General features: G+C 34.5%; 17 protein-coding genes. 13 read left to right on the top strand and 4 right to left on the bottom strand.

Going from position 1 to position 17,250, the window contains the following annotated elements; translation table 11 throughout:
• Positions 1–36 precede the first annotated feature (36 nt).
• The 3 genes from BM024_RS07915 (at position 37) to BM024_RS07905 (ending at position 3,402) form a co-directional block, all read left to right on the top strand.
• Complete coding sequence (locus tag BM024_RS07915; protein WP_090679015.1) at positions 37–780, top strand: lysophospholipid acyltransferase family protein; 744 nt, start codon at positions 37–39, stop codon at positions 778–780.
• 445 nt (positions 781–1,225) lie between these two features.
• On the top strand, positions 1,226–2,221 hold the full coding sequence (locus tag BM024_RS07910; RefSeq protein WP_090679013.1) for an NAD(P)H-dependent glycerol-3-phosphate dehydrogenase: 996 nt from the start codon (positions 1,226–1,228) through the stop codon (positions 2,219–2,221).
• Positions 2,222–2,418: 197 nt separating this feature from the next.
• On the top strand, positions 2,419–3,402 hold the full coding sequence (locus BM024_RS07905) for a TerC family protein (RefSeq protein ID WP_090679011.1): 984 nt from the start codon (positions 2,419–2,421) through the stop codon (positions 3,400–3,402).
• A 105-nt stretch (positions 3,403–3,507) separates the two neighbouring features.
• Here BM024_RS07905 and BM024_RS07900 read toward each other — a convergent pair whose 3' ends face one another.
• Both BM024_RS07900 and BM024_RS07895 read right to left on the bottom strand, forming a co-directional pair.
• A complete protein-coding gene (locus BM024_RS07900; RefSeq protein WP_090679009.1) occupies positions 3,508–4,242 on the bottom strand; it encodes a YggS family pyridoxal phosphate-dependent enzyme in 735 nt (244 codons plus the stop codon).
• An 84-nt stretch (positions 4,243–4,326) separates the two neighbouring features.
• Positions 4,327–4,773, bottom strand: a complete 447-nt coding sequence (locus tag BM024_RS07895) for a GNAT family N-acetyltransferase (RefSeq protein WP_090679007.1) — start codon at positions 4,771–4,773, stop codon at positions 4,327–4,329.
• 89 nt (positions 4,774–4,862) lie between these two features.
• On the opposite strand from BM024_RS07895, the gene pdxR reads away from it, so the two are divergent.
• A complete protein-coding gene (pdxR, locus tag BM024_RS07890; RefSeq protein WP_090679005.1) occupies positions 4,863–6,320 on the top strand; it encodes a MocR-like pyridoxine biosynthesis transcription factor PdxR in 1,458 nt (485 codons plus the stop codon).
• An 82-nt stretch (positions 6,321–6,402) separates the two neighbouring features.
• Here pdxR and BM024_RS07885 read toward each other — a convergent pair whose 3' ends face one another.
• The gene (locus tag BM024_RS07885; protein ID WP_090679003.1) at positions 6,403–6,810 is read right to left on the bottom strand and encodes a hypothetical protein; all 408 of its coding nucleotides are present in this window, start codon (positions 6,808–6,810) and stop codon (positions 6,403–6,405) included.
• A gap of 401 nt (positions 6,811–7,211) precedes the next feature.
• Between BM024_RS07885 and porW the strand changes: the two genes are divergently transcribed.
• The 9 genes from porW (at position 7,212) to atpG (ending at position 15,854) form a co-directional block, all read left to right on the top strand.
• Positions 7,212–9,791, top strand: coding sequence for a type IX secretion system periplasmic lipoprotein PorW/SprE (gene porW, locus BM024_RS07880; RefSeq protein ID WP_090679222.1), 2,580 nt, complete (start codon positions 7,212–7,214; stop codon positions 9,789–9,791).
• Between the two features lie 2 nt (positions 9,792–9,793).
• On the top strand, positions 9,794–10,165 hold the full coding sequence (locus BM024_RS07875; RefSeq protein WP_090679001.1) for a bactofilin family protein: 372 nt from the start codon (positions 9,794–9,796) through the stop codon (positions 10,163–10,165).
• An 87-nt stretch (positions 10,166–10,252) separates the two neighbouring features.
• Positions 10,253–10,645: a hypothetical protein gene (locus BM024_RS07870; protein ID WP_090678999.1), complete on the top strand. Its 393-nt coding sequence runs from the start codon at positions 10,253–10,255 to the stop codon at positions 10,643–10,645.
• A gap of 115 nt (positions 10,646–10,760) precedes the next feature.
• Positions 10,761–11,906 (top strand): F0F1 ATP synthase subunit A, encoded by a 1,146-nt coding sequence (gene atpB, locus BM024_RS07865; RefSeq protein ID WP_090678997.1) that lies wholly within the window; start codon positions 10,761–10,763, stop codon positions 11,904–11,906.
• A gap of 55 nt (positions 11,907–11,961) precedes the next feature.
• Entirely contained in the window at positions 11,962–12,159 is a 198-nt protein-coding gene (locus BM024_RS07860; RefSeq protein WP_090678996.1) for an ATP synthase F0 subunit C, read from the top strand.
• A gap of 105 nt (positions 12,160–12,264) precedes the next feature.
• On the top strand, positions 12,265–12,765 hold the full coding sequence (locus tag BM024_RS07855; protein ID WP_090678994.1) for a F0F1 ATP synthase subunit B: 501 nt from the start codon (positions 12,265–12,267) through the stop codon (positions 12,763–12,765).
• Between the two features lie 13 nt (positions 12,766–12,778).
• Positions 12,779–13,312 carry an ATP synthase F1 subunit delta gene (atpH, locus tag BM024_RS07850; protein ID WP_090678992.1) on the top strand — a complete coding sequence of 178 codons (534 nt, stop codon included), beginning with the start codon at positions 12,779–12,781 and terminating at the stop codon, positions 13,310–13,312.
• 41 nt (positions 13,313–13,353) lie between these two features.
• On the top strand, positions 13,354–14,928 hold the full coding sequence (atpA, locus tag BM024_RS07845; protein ID WP_090678990.1) for a F0F1 ATP synthase subunit alpha: 1,575 nt from the start codon (positions 13,354–13,356) through the stop codon (positions 14,926–14,928).
• A gap of 65 nt (positions 14,929–14,993) precedes the next feature.
• A complete protein-coding gene (gene atpG, locus BM024_RS07840; RefSeq protein WP_090678988.1) occupies positions 14,994–15,854 on the top strand; it encodes an ATP synthase F1 subunit gamma in 861 nt (286 codons plus the stop codon).
• 223 nt (positions 15,855–16,077) lie between these two features.
• Here the strand turns inward: atpG and BM024_RS13915 are convergent, their stop codons facing one another.
• Positions 16,078–16,284 carry an RteC domain-containing protein gene (locus BM024_RS13915; RefSeq protein ID WP_394333275.1) on the bottom strand — a complete coding sequence of 69 codons (207 nt, stop codon included), beginning with the start codon at positions 16,282–16,284 and terminating at the stop codon, positions 16,078–16,080.
• Positions 16,285–17,250 lie beyond the last annotated feature (966 nt).

Below are 17,250 nucleotides of genomic sequence, written 5' to 3'. Positions count from 1 at the left end.
AGTTCATTTTTAACTGTGAAATGTAAATTGTTATACATGCAAGTGCTAAAATACGTCTTTTGGTTTTTCTGGAAATTGTGGTTTTATCTTCTTATACTAATTGTTATAGTGGCGCTTTCTCCCTTGCTGCTTTTAACTATATGGAATGATAAGACATATCCTTATTTTTTTGTTGTTGCTCGTATATGGGCAAAGGCTGTTTTCTTCGGTATGGGGTTCCGCTATACGCTTCTATTTAAAGAAAAATTAGAGAAGGGAAAGAGTTATATGTTTGTTGCCAATCATACTTCTATGATGGATATTATGTTGATGCTTATTTTAGTGAAGGATAATCCATTTGTATTTGTAGGAAAGAAGGAATTGGCTAGAATGCCTCTTTTTGGATATTTTTATAAGAGAACTTGCATTCTAGTAGATAGGAGTGATTCAAAAAGTCGCATGGAAGTATTCAGACAAGCTAAGCAGCGCTTAGACAGTGGTTTGAGTATTTGTATTTTTCCTGAAGGAGGGGTTCCGGATGACACATCCATAATACTAGATACGTTTAAAGATGGAGCCTTTCGTCTGGCGATTGACTATCAGATACCCATAGTTCCTATTACATTCGGATATCTAAAGAACTATTTTCCGTTTCAGTTTTTTGCAGGTCGTCCTGGAACAGTACCTATAGTGGTTCATCCGTTTGTTTTGACAACTGGGAAAGAACAGAAGGATAAAAAAGCGATTAAAGATACTACTAGGGAGGTTATGCTTTCAGAATTAGAAGCTTTAGCGGTCTAGTCTATAATTAAAAAGCGCTCAATAATATTGAGCGCTTTAAAAACAAAAACAAAAAACATCATTTAATTGCATTACATATATAACTACGAAACACTTTGTTTTAGTATGTGGTGGATAAAATATTTGTTTTTGTTGGATTTATTTCAAACTTTGAGATTGCAAAATAACCGCTAAAAGTGTTTTATAAATAGGATAGTTGCTTCATGAGAGTTAACTAATTGTAAAATATTTATAAAAATTGAGTATTAGTTGAATTGATTTTAATTGATGTAATTTAGCAATAATGCTTCGTTTTTTATTGTAATGAGTGCTTTCTGTTGGTTTTAATTTCTGATTTTCTATTTTTCTTATGTGTTTCTTCGGTTTGGATTATTGTATGTTGTTTTTTCGAAATTGCTATAAATTAGTTTTTTAATTACTTTTGAATTTGCAATAACCATTATATATGAATGATTATCCAAAATTTGCAGTTATAGGTGGAGGGAGTTGGGCAACGGCAATTGTAAAGATGCTTAGCGAAAATCTCTCTGAAATAGCTTGGTATATGCGTAGTGAAAATGCTATAGCAGAACTGAAAGAGAATTTTAGAAACCCTAATTATCTAAGTTCTGTTGAATTTGATATCGATCAATTAATTTTGACAAATGATATCAATGAAGCAATCGCATATGCAGATTATATCGTGTTTGCAGTACCTTCTGCATTCCTTAATTCTGAAATGAAAAACCTTACGGTTAGTTTAAAAGACAAAGTTGTTTTATCGGCTATAAAAGGAATTATTCCAGAAACCAGTTTAATTGTTGGTGAGCATTTTCACCAAGTATATGATGTTCCATATACTAATATAGGTGTTATAACAGGACCTTGTCACGCAGAAGAGGTAGCGTTAGAGCGTTTGTCTTATATTACCATTGCGTGTAGCAATGAAGAAGTTGCAAAAGTTGTAAAAGACTGCATTAGTAGTCACTATATCAAGGTTAAAATTTCCGATGACATCGTAGGAACGGAATATGCGGCTATGCTTAAAAATATTTATGCAATAGCTTGTGGTATGGCTCATGGTCTTGGTTATGGAGATAATTTTCAAGCCTTGTTGATGAGTAATGCTATCCGAGAAATGAAGAAGTTCATTAAGAAAGTACACAAGATGAAACGAAACATAAACGACTCAGCTTATTTGGGTGATTTATTGGTTACGGGTTATTCGTTATTTTCTCGAAATAGAATGTTCGGAAATATGATAGGAAAAGGATACACTGTCAAGTCGGCTCAGATGGAAATGAGTATGATAGCTGAGGGCTATTATGCGACTAAAAGTGCTTATGAACTCAATAAGTTACATGGAGCAAAGACACCTATTATTGATGCGGTTTATGATATTCTATATGAAGGCAAAGACCCTAAGAAAACATTCAAGAAATTAACAGATAAATTAGATTAATTTTATTTTTAAGAGCGTGTTGTTGTACATACGCTCTTTTTTATTTTTATATTGCTGTTAGTTAGAGTGTTAATGGGGTTTTAGGAATTTCAGTGGATTTTAAATATCATTATAAAATGTTGTTTTATAGTTTGTTATAGGCATTCCCTTGGAGGAGTTTTTATACTTTATTTTTGGCACTTTAAAAAAATATAAAAATGGACCATTTAATTAATCATCCCGGAATCTTAATCGTTTTCGGAATTGCAGTTCTTATAATGTTACTTCTAGATTTGGGAGTATTTAATAAGAATAGCCATGTTGTTTCAACTAAAGAAGCTTTAATCTGGACAGTTGTTTGGGTTGGGTTATCTATGGTGTTCAGTGGCGTAATCTATTATTACCTCGATTTTGAAAACTTTGCTAGGTTTCAATCCGCCTATTGGATAGAAAAAGCGCTGTCTGTCGACAACCTCTTTGTTTTCATTTTGGTTTTTACCTTTTTTCAGGTACCTAAAGAATTGCATCATCGTGTATTGTTTTGGGGGATTATTGGAGCGTTGGTTTTCAGAGCAATCTTTATTTTTGCAGGGGTTGAATTGATTAATCACACTTATTTGCCTGCGATGGAAGTGTTTGGACAGAACATTGAAATCAATGTGGTTCTTACGTTTTTTGGTGTATTCTTATTGTATTCAGGGATTAAATCTTGGTTTCACAAACACGATAGTGAAGAGGAACAAGATATGTCTAAGAACTTTGCTGTTCGTTTAGTTCACCGCTTCTTTAAAGTGAGTAACGAATATGATGGGGATAAGTTTTTTACGGTTAAGAATGGCGTTAGAATGGTAACTCCATTATTTGTAGCTTTAGTGGTAATTGAGTTTACAGATTTACTATTCGCAGTAGACAGTATTCCTGCTATTTTTGCTATAGCTCCAGATGACCCTTTTATTTTATATACATCTAACATTTTTGCAATATTAGGACTTCGTTCTATGTATTTCTTATTGGCGAATTTTATGGATAAATTCTCAAAGTTGAAATATGGATTAGCTATCATTTTATCATTTATTGGTATTAAGATGATTATATCTCCATTTGTACACATTGAATCAGTAGTGTCGTTATCAGTTATAGGTGGAGTTCTATTGCTTTCAGTAGTTGCTTCAATACTATTTTCTCCAAAGAATCCTACTTAGTTTTAGAGTATAAAACAATATATAGTTCTTCTCTTTAATAGAGCTTTGAATATCAAGCCCCCATTTCTATTGAAATGGGGGCTTTTCTATAGAGTAAACATTTAGTTATTTTTTTGTTTCATCCCAATAGTAGCTATCGGGATAAATGCGTTGTCCAAAAATAGCGGTACCGATTCTAATGATGGTAGAACCTTCCTCAATAGCGGTTTCTAAATCATTGCTCATCCCCATTGACAGTTCTTTCATCTCTACATTGGAGAGATGTAGTGCATTAATTTGTTGTTGTGTGTTTTTCAATAAACGAAAACAAGCACGTACTTTTTCTGTTTCAGCGCTAAACAAGCCTATAGTCATTAATCCTTTTATTTTTAAAGTATCTAGTTGGGCTACCTGTTTAACCAATTCTAGCGCTTTTTCTGGGTGTACTCCAAACTTGCTTTCTTCATTAGACGTATTCACTTGGATTAATACCTCTAAGGTTTTGTTTTCCAACTGCAATCGTTGATGTAGTTTCGTAGCTAGTTCTATTCGGTCGAGTGATTGAATACAGGATACATCATATTTTAGAATGTCTTTAATTTTGTTGGTCTGTAAGTGTCCAATAAAGTGATTAATATGAGGAGTTGTTTTTAGTGCTTCGTATTTTTCCTTCAATTCTTGAACCTTGTTTTCTGCTATAAGGGTTTGACCTGTTGATAAAGCTATTTTAATGCGTTCGGCAGGAACTGTTTTGGTTGCCAATAATAATTTTACATCACTAAGGGGTCTATTGCTGTGTACGCAAGCTGTTTCTATTCTCTTGAGTACATGATTGAGGTTTTTTATAATTTCATTTTCCATAGCACATCAATTTTTGAGGAATTAAATCCCGTTGCTAAATGCTTTTTGAATCGGTAAATAGCTAGGGCTTACAGTTAGTGTTTTTTATTTCCACCAATGATAATAGTTGTGGGCACCGTCATATTCAAATCCGCATCTAGGATAAAGTTTATTTCCTATGTCGTTTGTTTTCTCGGTTTCTAGCATCAGTCCACAAGCCCCAGTTTCTTCGCACCAACGTTTGCTGCGTTCAATCAAAGCTAAGGATAATCCATTACCTCTATACTCTGGCAAAACAAATAAATCACTCAACAACCATTGCTTTTGCAGTTTGGTGTAATGAAAAAGTTTATAGAGTTGAACAAAGCCTACTGCTTTATTATTAACTAGAACTAAAAATATATCAGATTCTCCGTTCAGCAGTCTTTCTTTAATAAAAGATTTTCCTTTTTCTATATCGGATTCTTGGCGGTAGAATATTCGATATTGATTGAATAATTCAGCTGTTTCGTTTAAATCTTCTAAACTCGCTTTTCTAATTTTGTATTCCATTGCTTTTAAATATTTTGTTTTATAAGTCAAAAGTATTTTGAAATAGGACTACTTTTACAACCCAGATTTTAATTAATATGTAGTCCAGTATGCTTCCATATGAAACAATTATTCGACTTGATAAAGGGCTTAAGCTTCCTATTTATAAACAGATTGCTTTCTCTATTATAGCTGCTATACAAGATGGGGTTCTGAAGTCGGGCACACATTTACCTGGTAGTCGTGAGTTGGCTAAAATGCTTAATGTTCATAGAAAAACGGTAATTGCAGCTTATGATGAGTTGCAGTCACAAGACTGGATTGTTGTCGTCCCTAGAAAACACGTTTCTGTATCAGATCGCATTCCCATATTGAAACCTCAAAAGTGGAATGGACAAGCTGTGTTGAATTCATATGAGAATGATTTCCTTTATCCAATAAAGAGTGTTCAAAAGAATGTAGAGATTTGCGAGGGTAAACGCGTTCCAGATTTAGTTATTGATGATGGACGACCCGATGTTCGTTTGTCTCCTATTGATCAGTTACTCAAAATGTATCGATCAAATACATCGAGAAACCAGTCGATTAGAAATGCTCATGTGGGTACAGATCAAGGTACTTTAAGATTGAGGGAATCACTGGCAAATTACCTATATGAAACTAGGGGCTTGCAAATATCTGCGAGTAATCTTCTTATTACTCATGGAGCTCAAATGAGCATCTATTTGGCATCGAAATTAGTGTTGGATTCCAGATCTAATATCATTGTTGCTAAACCGAATTATCCTATTGCAAACAGTACTTTTAAAGAGGCGAACGCTACTGTTTTAGAGGTTTCTGTCGATGATTACGGTATAGATACCGACGCCATTGAAATTTTATGTAGGGAAAAGAAAATCACTGCTGTTTACGTAATTCCCCATCATCATTACCCTACTACTGTAACCTTAAGTGTGGAACGAAGAATTAAGCTATTAGCGCTTTCAAAACAGTATTCTTTTACTATTATTGAGGATGATTATGATTACGATTATCATTATGCTTCTTCGCCATATTTACCTTTAGCTAGCAGTAATCACAATGGGTCAGTTATTTATATCGGTTCTTTTTCCAAGATGTTAGATCCTTCTTTGCGTATTGGTTTTATGGTAGCGCCTTCAAATTTTATTGCACAAGCGGTTTCTTTGAGAAGGCTTATTGATGTAGGGGGTGATGGATATATGCAAAATGCATTGGCTACTTTGATTGTGGATGGAGAGTTAAAGCGTCATTTGAAAAAGGCAAAAAAAACGTATCATCAAAGAAGAGATTTTCTCGATACATTGTTGAAAGAGAAATTGAGTGATTATATAAGTTATAGATTACCCTCTGGAGGAATGACAATATGGATTAAGTTATTGCCTCAATATTCAATTTGCAATCTAATTCAGAGTTCTTCTCTAGAAATTTTAAGGATTGATGAGGAACAGAATGCTTTCCGGTTTGGTTTTGCTTCTATGAATGAAAAGGAGTTAGAGGATGCTGTCAGTAGTCTGAAAAGCGCTATTGAGAAGATGAGTGATAAATAGTATATGGGGCATCCCTAAAGACTTTGCAACAAAAGGAGATATAGTCTGCTTTTGTTGCAAATGGGATAGCTGTAAATATATGCTATAGTGCTAATACTCCTTTTTTGTCAGAGTTTTCTAGTTCTATTAGTTTGTCTTCAGATACGCTGTTAGCAGGGAATGTGAAGGCTTTATCGTGTAGTTTTGCATCCGTGAAGAACGTCAAGAAAAAATGATTGTTTAGTTGAAAAACAGCTTCATCGAATAATTCTATTTTTTGAGATTCCTTAGGTGCTAATTTTGGGAAGGCATGTCTGAAAGAACCTGTCGCTCTTTCTTCACCGTCTATGATTCCAGAAGCTTGTGATACAATCAAGATAGCTTCCATGTCTTTATCTGTATTGTTGAAAAGATATGCATACCAAGTATTTTGCATAAATTCTTCGTTCCACTCCAACACGGCTGCTATGTCAACGCCTTCTACTGTTGGTATTTCTATGTCTTTTCTCATAAAAGGATTTTTGAAAATGTTTTTACAAATATAGGTAGTAATTGGGTAATTTAAAACCCAGTTCAAGTTGAGTCAATGCTTTGGTTTTTTGGAGTGCATTAGATGGATTGGGTGTAGGAAAATGGTAGGTGAGATTAATTATTTAAAAAATAATAAGATTCGTTGTAACATTCTGTGATAAATGCTACTAATGAGCAAGTATTTATAAGAGAATTGAATCATCTTTTGCTTTGCAAAATTGATTATAAATTGATTAGTTAGTAGTAAACGTCCGTATAGCTTATCGTGTTGTGCGGGCTTTTATTTTTTAAAAAAGTGGAGATATTAGAAAAGTGATGTATTTTTACATTCTAGTTAATACTAAAAATGTCATTTATAAGTTTTTACATAAACTATTGAAATTGAAAACAACATACGTCAAACTTTTTTCGATTCTATTAGCAAGTCTATTTGTTTGGGCTTGTTCTACTAAAAAGGACTCTATGGTCAACCGTGGTTACCACTCCACAACTACCAAGTACAATGTTTTGTATAATGGGAATTTGGCTTTTGAGCAGGGGTTGACAAACTTGCGATCGAATTACTATGATAATTTTTGGAGTATTCTACCTATCGAGCGAATGCAAGTTGAAGAGCGTTTGACAGAAACTAATGAACCCAAAGATCCCGATTTTCAGTTAGCGGAGGAGAAAGCGACTAAGGCTATTCAGAAACACTCCATGTATATGGGTGGGCGTGAGAAGAACCCACAAATGGATGAAGCTTATTTGATGTTGGGAAAATCAAGGTATTATGACAATCGATTTATTCCTGCGCTTGAAGCGTTTAATTATATCTTATATAAATATCCTGGAAGCGGCAATATCAATGAGGCTCGAGTTTGGAGGGAGAAAACCAATTTGAGATTGAGTTATGACGAATTGGCGATTGAGAATTTAAAGGAGCTTCTTAAGGAAGAACGTTTAAAAGATCAAGTGAAGGTCGATGCTTTAGCTACTTTGGCTCAGGCTTATATTAATTTGGAACATCTAGATAGTGCGGCAGTGCCTTTAAAAGAAGCTCGCGATTTGACTTCTCTAAAAGAAGAGCGCGCTCGATATACTTTCATTTTAGGTCAGATAGCTAGTAGTTTGAATGACAAAACAAGTGCGTATTCTCTTTTTCAGGAAGTGATCGATATGAAGAGAAAGTCTCCGCGACAGTATACGATTCAATCACATGCACAACAGTTTGTCAATAGGGCAGAAGGGGAAATAGACTCTGTAGCTTTTTTAGATAAATATTCAGATTTGTTGGAAGACAGGGAGAATAGACCTTACTTGGATTTGATCAATCGTCAATTGGGGCTGTATTATTCCAGTAAAACCAATTATAAGCGATCTATAGATTATTTTAAAGAGTCTGTTAAACAAAGTAAAGGAGACGAGCAATTAAAGGCTCGTAATTACTTAGACATAGGTGAGATTTATTTCAATACGGCTAGTTATGAATTAGCTGGGAATTATTACGATAGTGCGATTTCTATTTTGCCAACTAGAAGTAGGGAGGCTTATAAGATAGCGAAGAAGAGGGAGAGTTTACACGATGTGGTTTTGTTTGAAAAGATGGCAAAAGAGAATGACAGTATTCTTTATATAGTAAATCTTTCCGACAGTGATAGAAGGGAGTATTTTCAAAAGTATGCAGATGAGCTTCGCAAGCAAGATTTTAGGAAATTAAATTCAGAGTTAGGAGGTGATTCTGGGGCTAATAATGTTTTTAATATGCCAGATTTCGGGTCGGCTATTGAGAAGAGTATGCAGTCGTCTGGTGGTGCTGGACAAGGAAAAACAGGTTTTTACTTTTATTCTCAGAATGCTGTTTCTTATGGGAAGCTCGATTTTAAGAAACGTTGGGGTAATCGTGCATTAGCTGATAATTGGAGATGGGGAAGTAGTATGGGAACGGCGAATGCAGATGTTGAAGAAGACTTAGATGTGGTTGCAGATAGTGCAACTTCTGAGAAATTCGATGATCCTAGATACAATATAGAAACATATTTAAAAGAAGTTCCGACTGATTTGGAGGAGATTGCTTCTATAAAAAAGGATCGTGATTTTGCTTATTTCCAGTTGGGATCAATTTACAGTGAGAAGTTTGCGGAGTTTGAAATGGGAGCAGATAAATTGGAGGCATTGTTGCTTTTTGAACCAGAAGAGCGCTTGGTGTTGCCAGCTCTTTACAAATTGTATAAAATCTATAGCAGTATAGATGAAAATAAAGCGGGTCTAGTTAAGGCGCGTATTATTTCAGAATATCCTGATTCTCGTTATGCTCTTTTATTGCAGAATAAGCTTGGGGAGCAAACTTTTGCAGAAACATCTGAAGAGGTGTATGTTAGGTTGAAAAGGGAATATGAATCAGGTGAATACTTGGAGGTATTACAGCAATTGAACAGTGCAATTGAGCAGTTTAGCGGAGATGATTATTTGAGTAAGCTAGAGTTGTTGAAAGCATTGGTTGTTGGAAGACTTGAAGGGTTGGAAGCTTATAAGACTTCTCTTAATTATGTTGGATTGACTTATGCTTCTACATCAGAAGGAAAAGAGGCAGAACGCATATTAAGTCAGGATGTACCTAGTTTGGCGGAAAAAGAACTTGTGAAGGATGATGTGAAGACGACTAATTGGAAAATTATATATGCTGTCAATGTATCTGATTTAGATAAGATGGCTCTTTTGGAAAGCAAGTTGAAGTTATATGCGATGGACAGGCAGTCTTATGGGGTTAAATTCTCTAAGGATTATTACAATGCCGATACTGTGTTTTTTGTGCTTCATGGAATGAATAGCAAGGCAAATGCAGAGTCTGTAGTTTCGTTTTTGAGAATTTCTCCTGACTATGGTATTGATAGAGAGGCTTTTTATATCAGTTCAGATAACTATGCGGTTGTTCAAATTAAAAAGATATGGGATGTATTCCTACAAGTTGAAAAAGAGTAATTATGTTTAAGAAGAACGAAAAAATTTATACCGATTTATTAGGTAGGACAAATAGGATTGTTGAGGGGACCAAAATAACCGGAACAATTGAAACTCAAGCAGATATTCGTTTAGATGGTTTTTTAAAGGGAGATTTAAATGTAGTTGGGCGTTTGGTTATCGGGCCAAAGGGAGTTGTTGAAGGAGATGTTAGTTGTGTTAATGCTGATGTTGAGGGAACTATAAAAGGGAATGTTGTTGTGCAGGAGGTATTGGTTGTTAAGGCTACTGCAATTATTGAAGGAGAAGTGACGGTGGGCAAGCTGTCTGTTGAGCCAGGGGCTGTTTTTAAAGCCGTTTGTTCCATGACTGGACTTCCTGGGTCTGTTGAATAATAGAGGTTGTTAGGTGGGCTGTGTAGGCTTGTTTGAAGTTGTTTTTTTGAGAATAGTATAATTGAATAATTTTAAAGTTTTATATAAATGATGGATAGGTTTAACTTGAAGTTAGGGCTTCAGGTAGTTTTAATTTTAGTGTTGTTTTTTGCTTTGCATTTGGGGTTGTCTGTAATTCTTGGGATTTATAGTAACTGGGAAAGTATGGGAATCTCCTTGTTTGGCATCTATGCTTTTGGCTTTGTTTTAACTTGTTTGATTTATGTTGCTTTAATTGGAATTCAATTTTCGATGCCTCAAAATGTTGGATATGTTTTTCTGGGATTGATTGCTGTGAGGGGAATAGCTAGTTATTTGCTCATTGATAGATATATGGGGGTCAGTGCTTCAGGGGATTTTTTGAAGTATAATTTTTTTGCATCTTTCATGATTTTTTTATTGACTGACGCTTTTATGGCGTATCGTGTTTTAAATAAATAACTTAGATTGATGTACGTTCAAATAAAAAAAGTTTGTAATTAGGGTGCAGGAGTAAATTATATATTGTAGTTTTGCACAAAATTTTAAGAACCATAAATATTCAATAGGTAAAGGTATGGTGACTCTGAAGAAATCACTGAATTTATTAGCGGTTATCCTTTTTGCGATAACACCAGTATTTTCGTTTGCTCAACAATCGGTTGAAACAGCTGTAGATGTAACGTCAAAAACGGATGCAGTAGCTATAGAAGAAGAACATGTTGCGGTTGAGAAGACTCAAGCTGACAAGGTTGCAGAATTTATCGATCATCACTTGAAAGATGATTATTCGTTTATTTTCTTTGCTGATGAGGCTGAGGGTAAAAAGTATGGATTTTCACTTCCAGTTATCTTAATTGATAATGGATTGAAGGTTTTTATGTCTTCGGAATTTGACCATGGGAATAAGTTGGTTGAAAAAGACGGTCAAACATATCGTTTGTACCACAGTAAAATTTATAAAACAGATGCGGAAGGAACTATCTCTTATGATGAGAAGGGGCACCCATCAAATGAAAAACCTCTAGATTTTTCTATTACGAAAAATGTAGCTTCTTTGTTTTTTACTACAATCTTATTGTTTGTGATGTTTTTAGGTTTAGCGAGAACGTATAAAAACGGTCCGAATAATTTGCCTAAAGGTTTCGCTCGTGTATTAGAGCCATTGGTTTTATATGTTCGTGATGAAATGGCAATTCCAAACATTGGAGTTAAAAAATACCGCAAGTTTATGCCGTATTTATTAACTGTATTTTTCTTGATTTTCTTATTGAATCTTTTGGGATTAACTCCTCTTGGATTTAACGTAACTGGTAGTATTTCTGTTACTGCGTGTTTGGCGATATTTACGTTTTTCATCACACAGTTTAATGGAAATAAGGATCACTGGTTGCATATTTTTTGGATGCCTGGTATTCCATGGCCTATGAAAATATTTTTAGCTCCTATTGAAATTTTAGGTGCTATTATTAAGCCTTTCTCTTTAATGGTTCGTTTGTTTGCAAACATTACTGCTGGTCACTCTGTTGTTATGGGGTTAATTGCTGTAGCGTTTTTGTATCAACAATCTTTAGGAGTTGGAGGTAGTGTTGGAATCTCTTTTGTTTTGAGTACGTTTTTAGTTGTATTAGAGGTGTTGATTGCCTTCCTACAAGCGTTTATCTTTACAATGTTGTCTTCGTTGTTTATCGGGATGGCAGTTCAGGAGCACGAAGAGCACTAGGAGATTATTTGAATTAATTTGAAACTTTGTTTAATTATTATATAAATCATTTATTATGGAAATCCCAACAATTATTGGAGCTGGTTTAATCGTTATCGGTGCTGGTTTAGGATTAGGAAAAATCGGTTCTTCTGCAATGGACGCTATTGCTCGTCAACCAGAAGCAGCTGGAAAAATCCAAACTGCCATGATTATTATTGGTGCATTATTGGAAGGTTTAGCATTCGGTGCTTTAATCTTAGGAAAGAACTAATCCAAGAAAAGAAAAAAACAGTATCTGTGACGGTTGGTTACAGGTACTGTTTTAATTAAACAAACAAAAGGTAAAAGAAATAAAATAGTATAATTTTAGATTTAAATGGAAAAGTTAATTAACGATTTTAGTTTTGGATTATTTTTCTGGCAATTCATTATTCTAGTAGTATTGATATTTGTACTTGGGAAATTCGCATGGAAACCAATTGTCAATGCATTAGAAGCTCGTGAAGAGGGGATTGCAGATGCTTTAGCTGCAGCAGAAAATGCTAAACGCGAAATGGCTAATTTAAAAACAGATAACGAACGTCTTTTAAAAGAAGCTCGTGCTGAGCGCGATGCTATGATTAAAGAAGCTCGTGAGATTAAAGAGGCTCTTATTGCTGAGGCTAAAGAGGAAGCTCAAGCTCAAGGAGAGAAAATGATTTCTCAAGCTAAGGCTGCAATTGAAGGAGAGAAACAAGCGGCATTGAATGTGCTTAAAAATCAAGTTTCTAGCTTATCTATTGAAATAGCTGAGAAATTGATAAAAGATCAGTTAGAGAATAAAGAAGCTCAAACCAAGTTGGTTGAGAAAATGTTAGAAGAAGTTAAATTAAACTAATAAATCAATCATTATGTTAGGCACAAGAGCAGCTTCACGTTATGCTAAAGCAATGCTTGAGATTTCTACTGAAAAGGGAAATGCTGATGCGATTAATAATGATATGATCTTTATTTCTCAATCTGTAGCTCAAAGCGAAGAATTAAAAACGTTTCTTTTGAATCCAATCATTAACGGTAATACTAAGTTAAGTGCTGTTTCTGAGATATTTGGTAGTGTTTCTGGAGAGACGAAAGAATTGTTTAATTTGTTAATGCAAAATAAACGATTCGCAATTTTAGGAGCTATTGCTTCTAAATTTCAAGAAATGTACGATGAACAAAGAGGGCTTGAAAAAGCTGTTGTTACTACTGCAATACCGATGGATGCAGCTTTAGAAGAGCGTATCTTAGCAAAAATTAAAGAAACTTCTACAAAGACTGTTGTTATAACAAATGTTGTAGACCCATCTATTTTAGGAGGTTTTATTTTGCGAATTGGAGATAGACAATACAATGCGTCTATTGCACATCAATTGCAAGTTTTAAAGAGAGAATTAACAAATTAAAAATCACCGCACGTTGAATACGTGTATAAACATAAAACAAAATGGCAGAAATCAATCCTGCTGAAATTTCAGCAATATTAAAAAAACAGTTATCTGGTTTCAATACTGAAACTTCTTTAGAGGAAGTTGGAACAGTTCTAAGCGTAGGGGATGGTGTAGCACGTGTTTACGGGTTATCTAAAGCTGAGTACGGAGAATTAGTTCAGTTTGAAAGCGGACTGGAAGCAATGGTTTTGAACCTTGAAGAGGATAATGTAGGTGTTGTTTTATTAGGTTCATCTAAAGAAGTCGCAGAAGGGGCTACAGTAAAAAGAACAGGACGTATCGCTTCTCTTAAAGTAGGAGAAAAAATGGTAGGTCGTGTTGTGAATACTTTAGGTAATCCAATCGATGGTAAAGGTGAAATCGGAGGTGATTTATTCGAAATGCCTTTGGAGAGAAAAGCTCCTGGTGTTATCTATCGTCAGCCTGTAACTGAACCATTACAAACTGGAATTAAGTCTATCGACGCTATGATTCCTGTAGGTAGAGGTCAACGTGAGTTGGTTATTGGTGACCGTCAAACTGGTAAAACTACTGTTTGTATTGACACTATTTTAAATCAAAAAGAATTTTACGATGCTGGTCAACCAGTTTATTGTATATATGTTGCTATTGGACAAAAAGCTTCTACTGTTGCTGCGATTGCAAAAACTTTAGAGGAAAAAGGTGCTATGGACTATACGGTTATCGTTGCAGCTAATGCTTCTGACCCAGCTCCAATGCAAGTTTATGCTCCAATGGCTGGTGCTGCTATCGGGGAGTATTTCCGTGATACTGGTCGTCCTGCTTTAATCATTTATGATGATTTATCTAAGCAAGCTGTTGCTTACCGTGAGATGTCATTGATTTTACGTAGACCTCCAGGACGTGAGGCTTACCCTGGTGACGTTTTCTACCTTCACTCTAGATTGTTAGAGCGTGCTGCTAAAATCATCGGTGATGATGAGATTGCAAAAAACATGAATGATTTACCAGAATCTTTGAGACCTTTCGTAAAAGGAGGTGGTTCTTTAACTGCTTTACCTATTATCGAAACTCAAGCTGGTGACGTTTCTGCATATATTCCAACGAACGTAATTTCGATTACTGACGGACAGATTTTCTTGGAATCAGATTTGTTTAACTCTGGGGTTCGTCCTGCAATTAACGTTGGTATTTCTGTATCTCGTGTTGGAGGTAATGCTCAGATTAAATCAATGAAAAAGGTTTCTGGAACATTGAAATTAGATCAAGCTCAATTCCGTGAATTAGAAGCTTTCGCTAAGTTCGGTTCTGATTTAGATGCTGTTACTTTAAATGTTATTGAGAAAGGTAGACGTAATGTTGAAATCTTGAAACAAGCAGTTAACGACCCTTATAAAGTTGAAGACCAGGTAGCTATTATCTATGCTGGTTCTAAAAACTTATTGAGAAACGTTCCTGTTAATAAAGTTAAGGAATTCGAAAAGGATTACTTAGATGTTTTAAACATGAAACACAAAGATACTTTAAGCGCTCTTAAGGCTGGTAAGTTAACTGATGAAGTTACTGCTACACTTGAGAAAGTTGCAAAAGAAGTTTCTTCAAAATACTAAATTTTAGACTTGATAAAGAGCAGCTGTTCGCAGTTGCTCTTTTCTAAATAACAAGACTATTTCAAATGGCAAATCTTAAAGAAATACGTAATAGGATTACATCGATTGGATCGACGATGCAAATTACATCAGCGATGAAGATGGTTTCTGCGGCTAAATTAAAAAAGGCGCAAGATTCTATCACTGCTATGCGTCCTTATGCTGAGAAGCTTACAGAATTAATCCAAAATATCAGCGCTACTCTTGAAGGAGATAATTCAGGTGTTTATTCTGAACAGCGCGAGGTTAATAATGTTTTGTTAGTGGTTGTTTCTTCTAACAGAGGGCTTTGTGGTGCTTTTAATGCCAATGTAATTAAACAAGTGAATCAGTTGAAAACTACTGTTTTCAAAGATGCAAGTGTTACTCTTTTGACTATTGGAAAAAAGGGACATGATTCATTGAGAAAATCGTTTCCTGTTTTAGAAAATGACAGCGATTTATTCGATCACTTGAATTTTGAATCTACTGCTGTAATTGCTAATAAATTGATGAAAGCATTTGTTGATGGAGAGTTTGATGCTGTTCATTTGGTGTATAATCAATTTAAGAATGCGGGTACTCAGATTGTGATTACGGAGCAATTCTTGCCTTTACTACCTATGGAAGTTGAAGGAAATGTTTCTTCTGATTATATCTATGAACCTTCGAAAATTCAGATTATAGAAAGTTTGATTCCTGAGTCTTTAAAAACACAACTTTTTAAAGCTGTTTTGGATTCAACTGCTTCTGAGCATGGAGCTCGTATGACTGCAATGCACAAAGCAACTGATAATGCTAAAGAACTTAGAGATGATTTGAAATTGAGTTATAATAAGGCGCGTCAAGCGGCTATTACTAATGAGATTTTAGAGATTGTTGGTGGTGCTGAAGCTCTTAATAATTAGAATCTTTTTATAGTTATATATTTAAAGCCAATCCGAATAGGGTTGGCTTTTTTATTGGTGTTTATTTCATTTTTTTTAGAATCGGTTTAGTTCTATTTCTAGTAGTTTTAAACGATTTTGAATGGTTTTTAAAGCCTTTTATGGTCGTAGTTTAGAAAGTTAAATTCAAGACCTGATTTGGAGCTACAGGCTTTTAATCTGATACTTCAACTAGGATTTGTCTTTAGATTTTTTGAGTTTCCATTGTCAGAATGGATGATATTTTATTTAGAAATGGAGTTGATTCTTTTTTTCGTTTCTTTTGATTCGACAAACGCTTGTAGGTATCTGCTTTCAGTTCTTTATCAAAAATCATTTCAAAGGCTTCTATAATTTTTATTAATGGGGTTTTTTCATCTCCAACGGCATTGGAATAATGAAGTGAAAATATGAGTTCGTTTATGAAAGGTCTGTACTAGCTATAGATTTTTTCTTATTGCTTGTGACATTATGTTATTCTTCAAAGAAAACATCTAACAAATACGGTTAAAATACTTTCATCTTTTACTTTTTAAGTGTGTTTGTAAATTTTGATTTTAGGTTGAAATGAATTCAAAACTTTTTTTAAAGGTGTTAGGTGCTTTATTGTGTTTTTTAATACTGTTTTTCGAAAAAACCAAGGTCAAAAGAAGAATCAAAGCACATTTTTCTGTGGGTAGGCTGTTGGTTTCTTTCGGGTCGGCTTCGGTAAATCGACCTTTTTTCAAATGAAACCCGCACCGGTGCAAATCCATAATTATTATGACGCTTGTTTCCAGTGTTTTAAAAAAACTAAAATGGACCAAAAGTGTCCATTTTTGCTACATTTAAAATCGTGCATTGAAAACTACCATAATTTTGTTTTAGGATGAAACGGAAAATAGTTCCACCGAAAATCCGAAAATGTATCAGACTAAAACATACGAAATGGAACAGATAAATAAACTGTAAACCTTTTGTGGTTTATGTCAAAAGAAAGGATTAGGCATGGATAAAGTATGCAGTGTCTAGTCAAGGTCCACTGAAAGTCCACTTAAGGTCTACTCAAAGTCCACAAAAGATATGGAGGTGTCTCGTCCTAGTATAGCTGTACAGTTATTGTTATTAATCCTGCTTATAACTGTACATGTAATTTAGTAGTCCTAAGATTGCTGTACATCTTCTTTTTTTAGTTGTTTTATCTTGTAATAGTTCTTCCATCTCTTGGTTAAAAAACCCTTTTCTAAATGAGCTTGGTTCGGGGTTAAATTGTCACAACTATTATGTGGTCTAAGACTATTATATGCCTCTATGTTATCCTTTAGTATCTGTTTTGTTTTTTGATATCCCAGATTTGAATAATTTAAATCAAATTCACCTTTTATGATTCAATTGACCC

It is taken from the genome of Myroides guanonis, assembly GCF_900114085.1.
GTDB classification, from domain to species: domain Bacteria; phylum Bacteroidota; class Bacteroidia; order Flavobacteriales; family Flavobacteriaceae; genus Flavobacterium; species Flavobacterium guanonis.
The sequence above is the reverse complement of the archived record's forward strand: the minus strand, read 5'-3'. Positions and strand labels throughout refer to the sequence as shown.

What these genes read in the sequence shown, in the direction of transcription:
- BM024_RS07905 (WP_090679011.1), top strand. Translation starts at nt 2,419, where the DNA reads ATGGACCATTTAATTAATCATCCCGGAATCTTAATCGTTTTCGGAATT.
- BM024_RS07855 (WP_090678994.1), top strand. Translation starts at nt 12,265, where the DNA reads ATGGAAAAGTTAATTAACGATTTTAGTTTTGGATTATTTTTCTGGCAA.
- BM024_RS07895 (WP_090679007.1), bottom strand. Translation starts at nt 4,773, where the DNA reads ATGGAATACAAAATTAGAAAAGCGAGTTTAGAAGATTTAAACGAAACA.
- atpG (WP_090678988.1), top strand. Translation starts at nt 14,994, where the DNA reads ATGGCAAATCTTAAAGAAATACGTAATAGGATTACATCGATTGGATCG.
- BM024_RS07900 (WP_090679009.1), bottom strand. Translation starts at nt 4,242, where the DNA reads ATGGAAAATGAAATTATAAAAAACCTCAATCATGTACTCAAGAGAATA.
- BM024_RS07885 (WP_090679003.1), bottom strand. Translation starts at nt 6,810, where the DNA reads ATGAGAAAAGACATAGAAATACCAACAGTAGAAGGCGTTGACATAGCA.
- BM024_RS07915 (WP_090679015.1), top strand. Translation starts at nt 37, where the DNA reads ATGCAAGTGCTAAAATACGTCTTTTGGTTTTTCTGGAAATTGTGGTTT.
- BM024_RS07860 (WP_090678996.1), top strand. Translation starts at nt 11,962, where the DNA reads ATGGAAATCCCAACAATTATTGGAGCTGGTTTAATCGTTATCGGTGCT.
- BM024_RS07910 (WP_090679013.1), top strand. Translation starts at nt 1,226, where the DNA reads ATGAATGATTATCCAAAATTTGCAGTTATAGGTGGAGGGAGTTGGGCA.
- BM024_RS07870 (WP_090678999.1), top strand. Translation starts at nt 10,253, where the DNA reads ATGATGGATAGGTTTAACTTGAAGTTAGGGCTTCAGGTAGTTTTAATT.
- atpH (WP_090678992.1), top strand. Translation starts at nt 12,779, where the DNA reads ATGTTAGGCACAAGAGCAGCTTCACGTTATGCTAAAGCAATGCTTGAG.
- atpB (WP_090678997.1), top strand. Translation starts at nt 10,761, where the DNA reads ATGGTGACTCTGAAGAAATCACTGAATTTATTAGCGGTTATCCTTTTT.
- pdxR (WP_090679005.1), top strand. Translation starts at nt 4,863, where the DNA reads ATGCTTCCATATGAAACAATTATTCGACTTGATAAAGGGCTTAAGCTT.
- BM024_RS07875 (WP_090679001.1), top strand. Translation starts at nt 9,794, where the DNA reads ATGTTTAAGAAGAACGAAAAAATTTATACCGATTTATTAGGTAGGACA.
- atpA (WP_090678990.1), top strand. Translation starts at nt 13,354, where the DNA reads ATGGCAGAAATCAATCCTGCTGAAATTTCAGCAATATTAAAAAAACAG.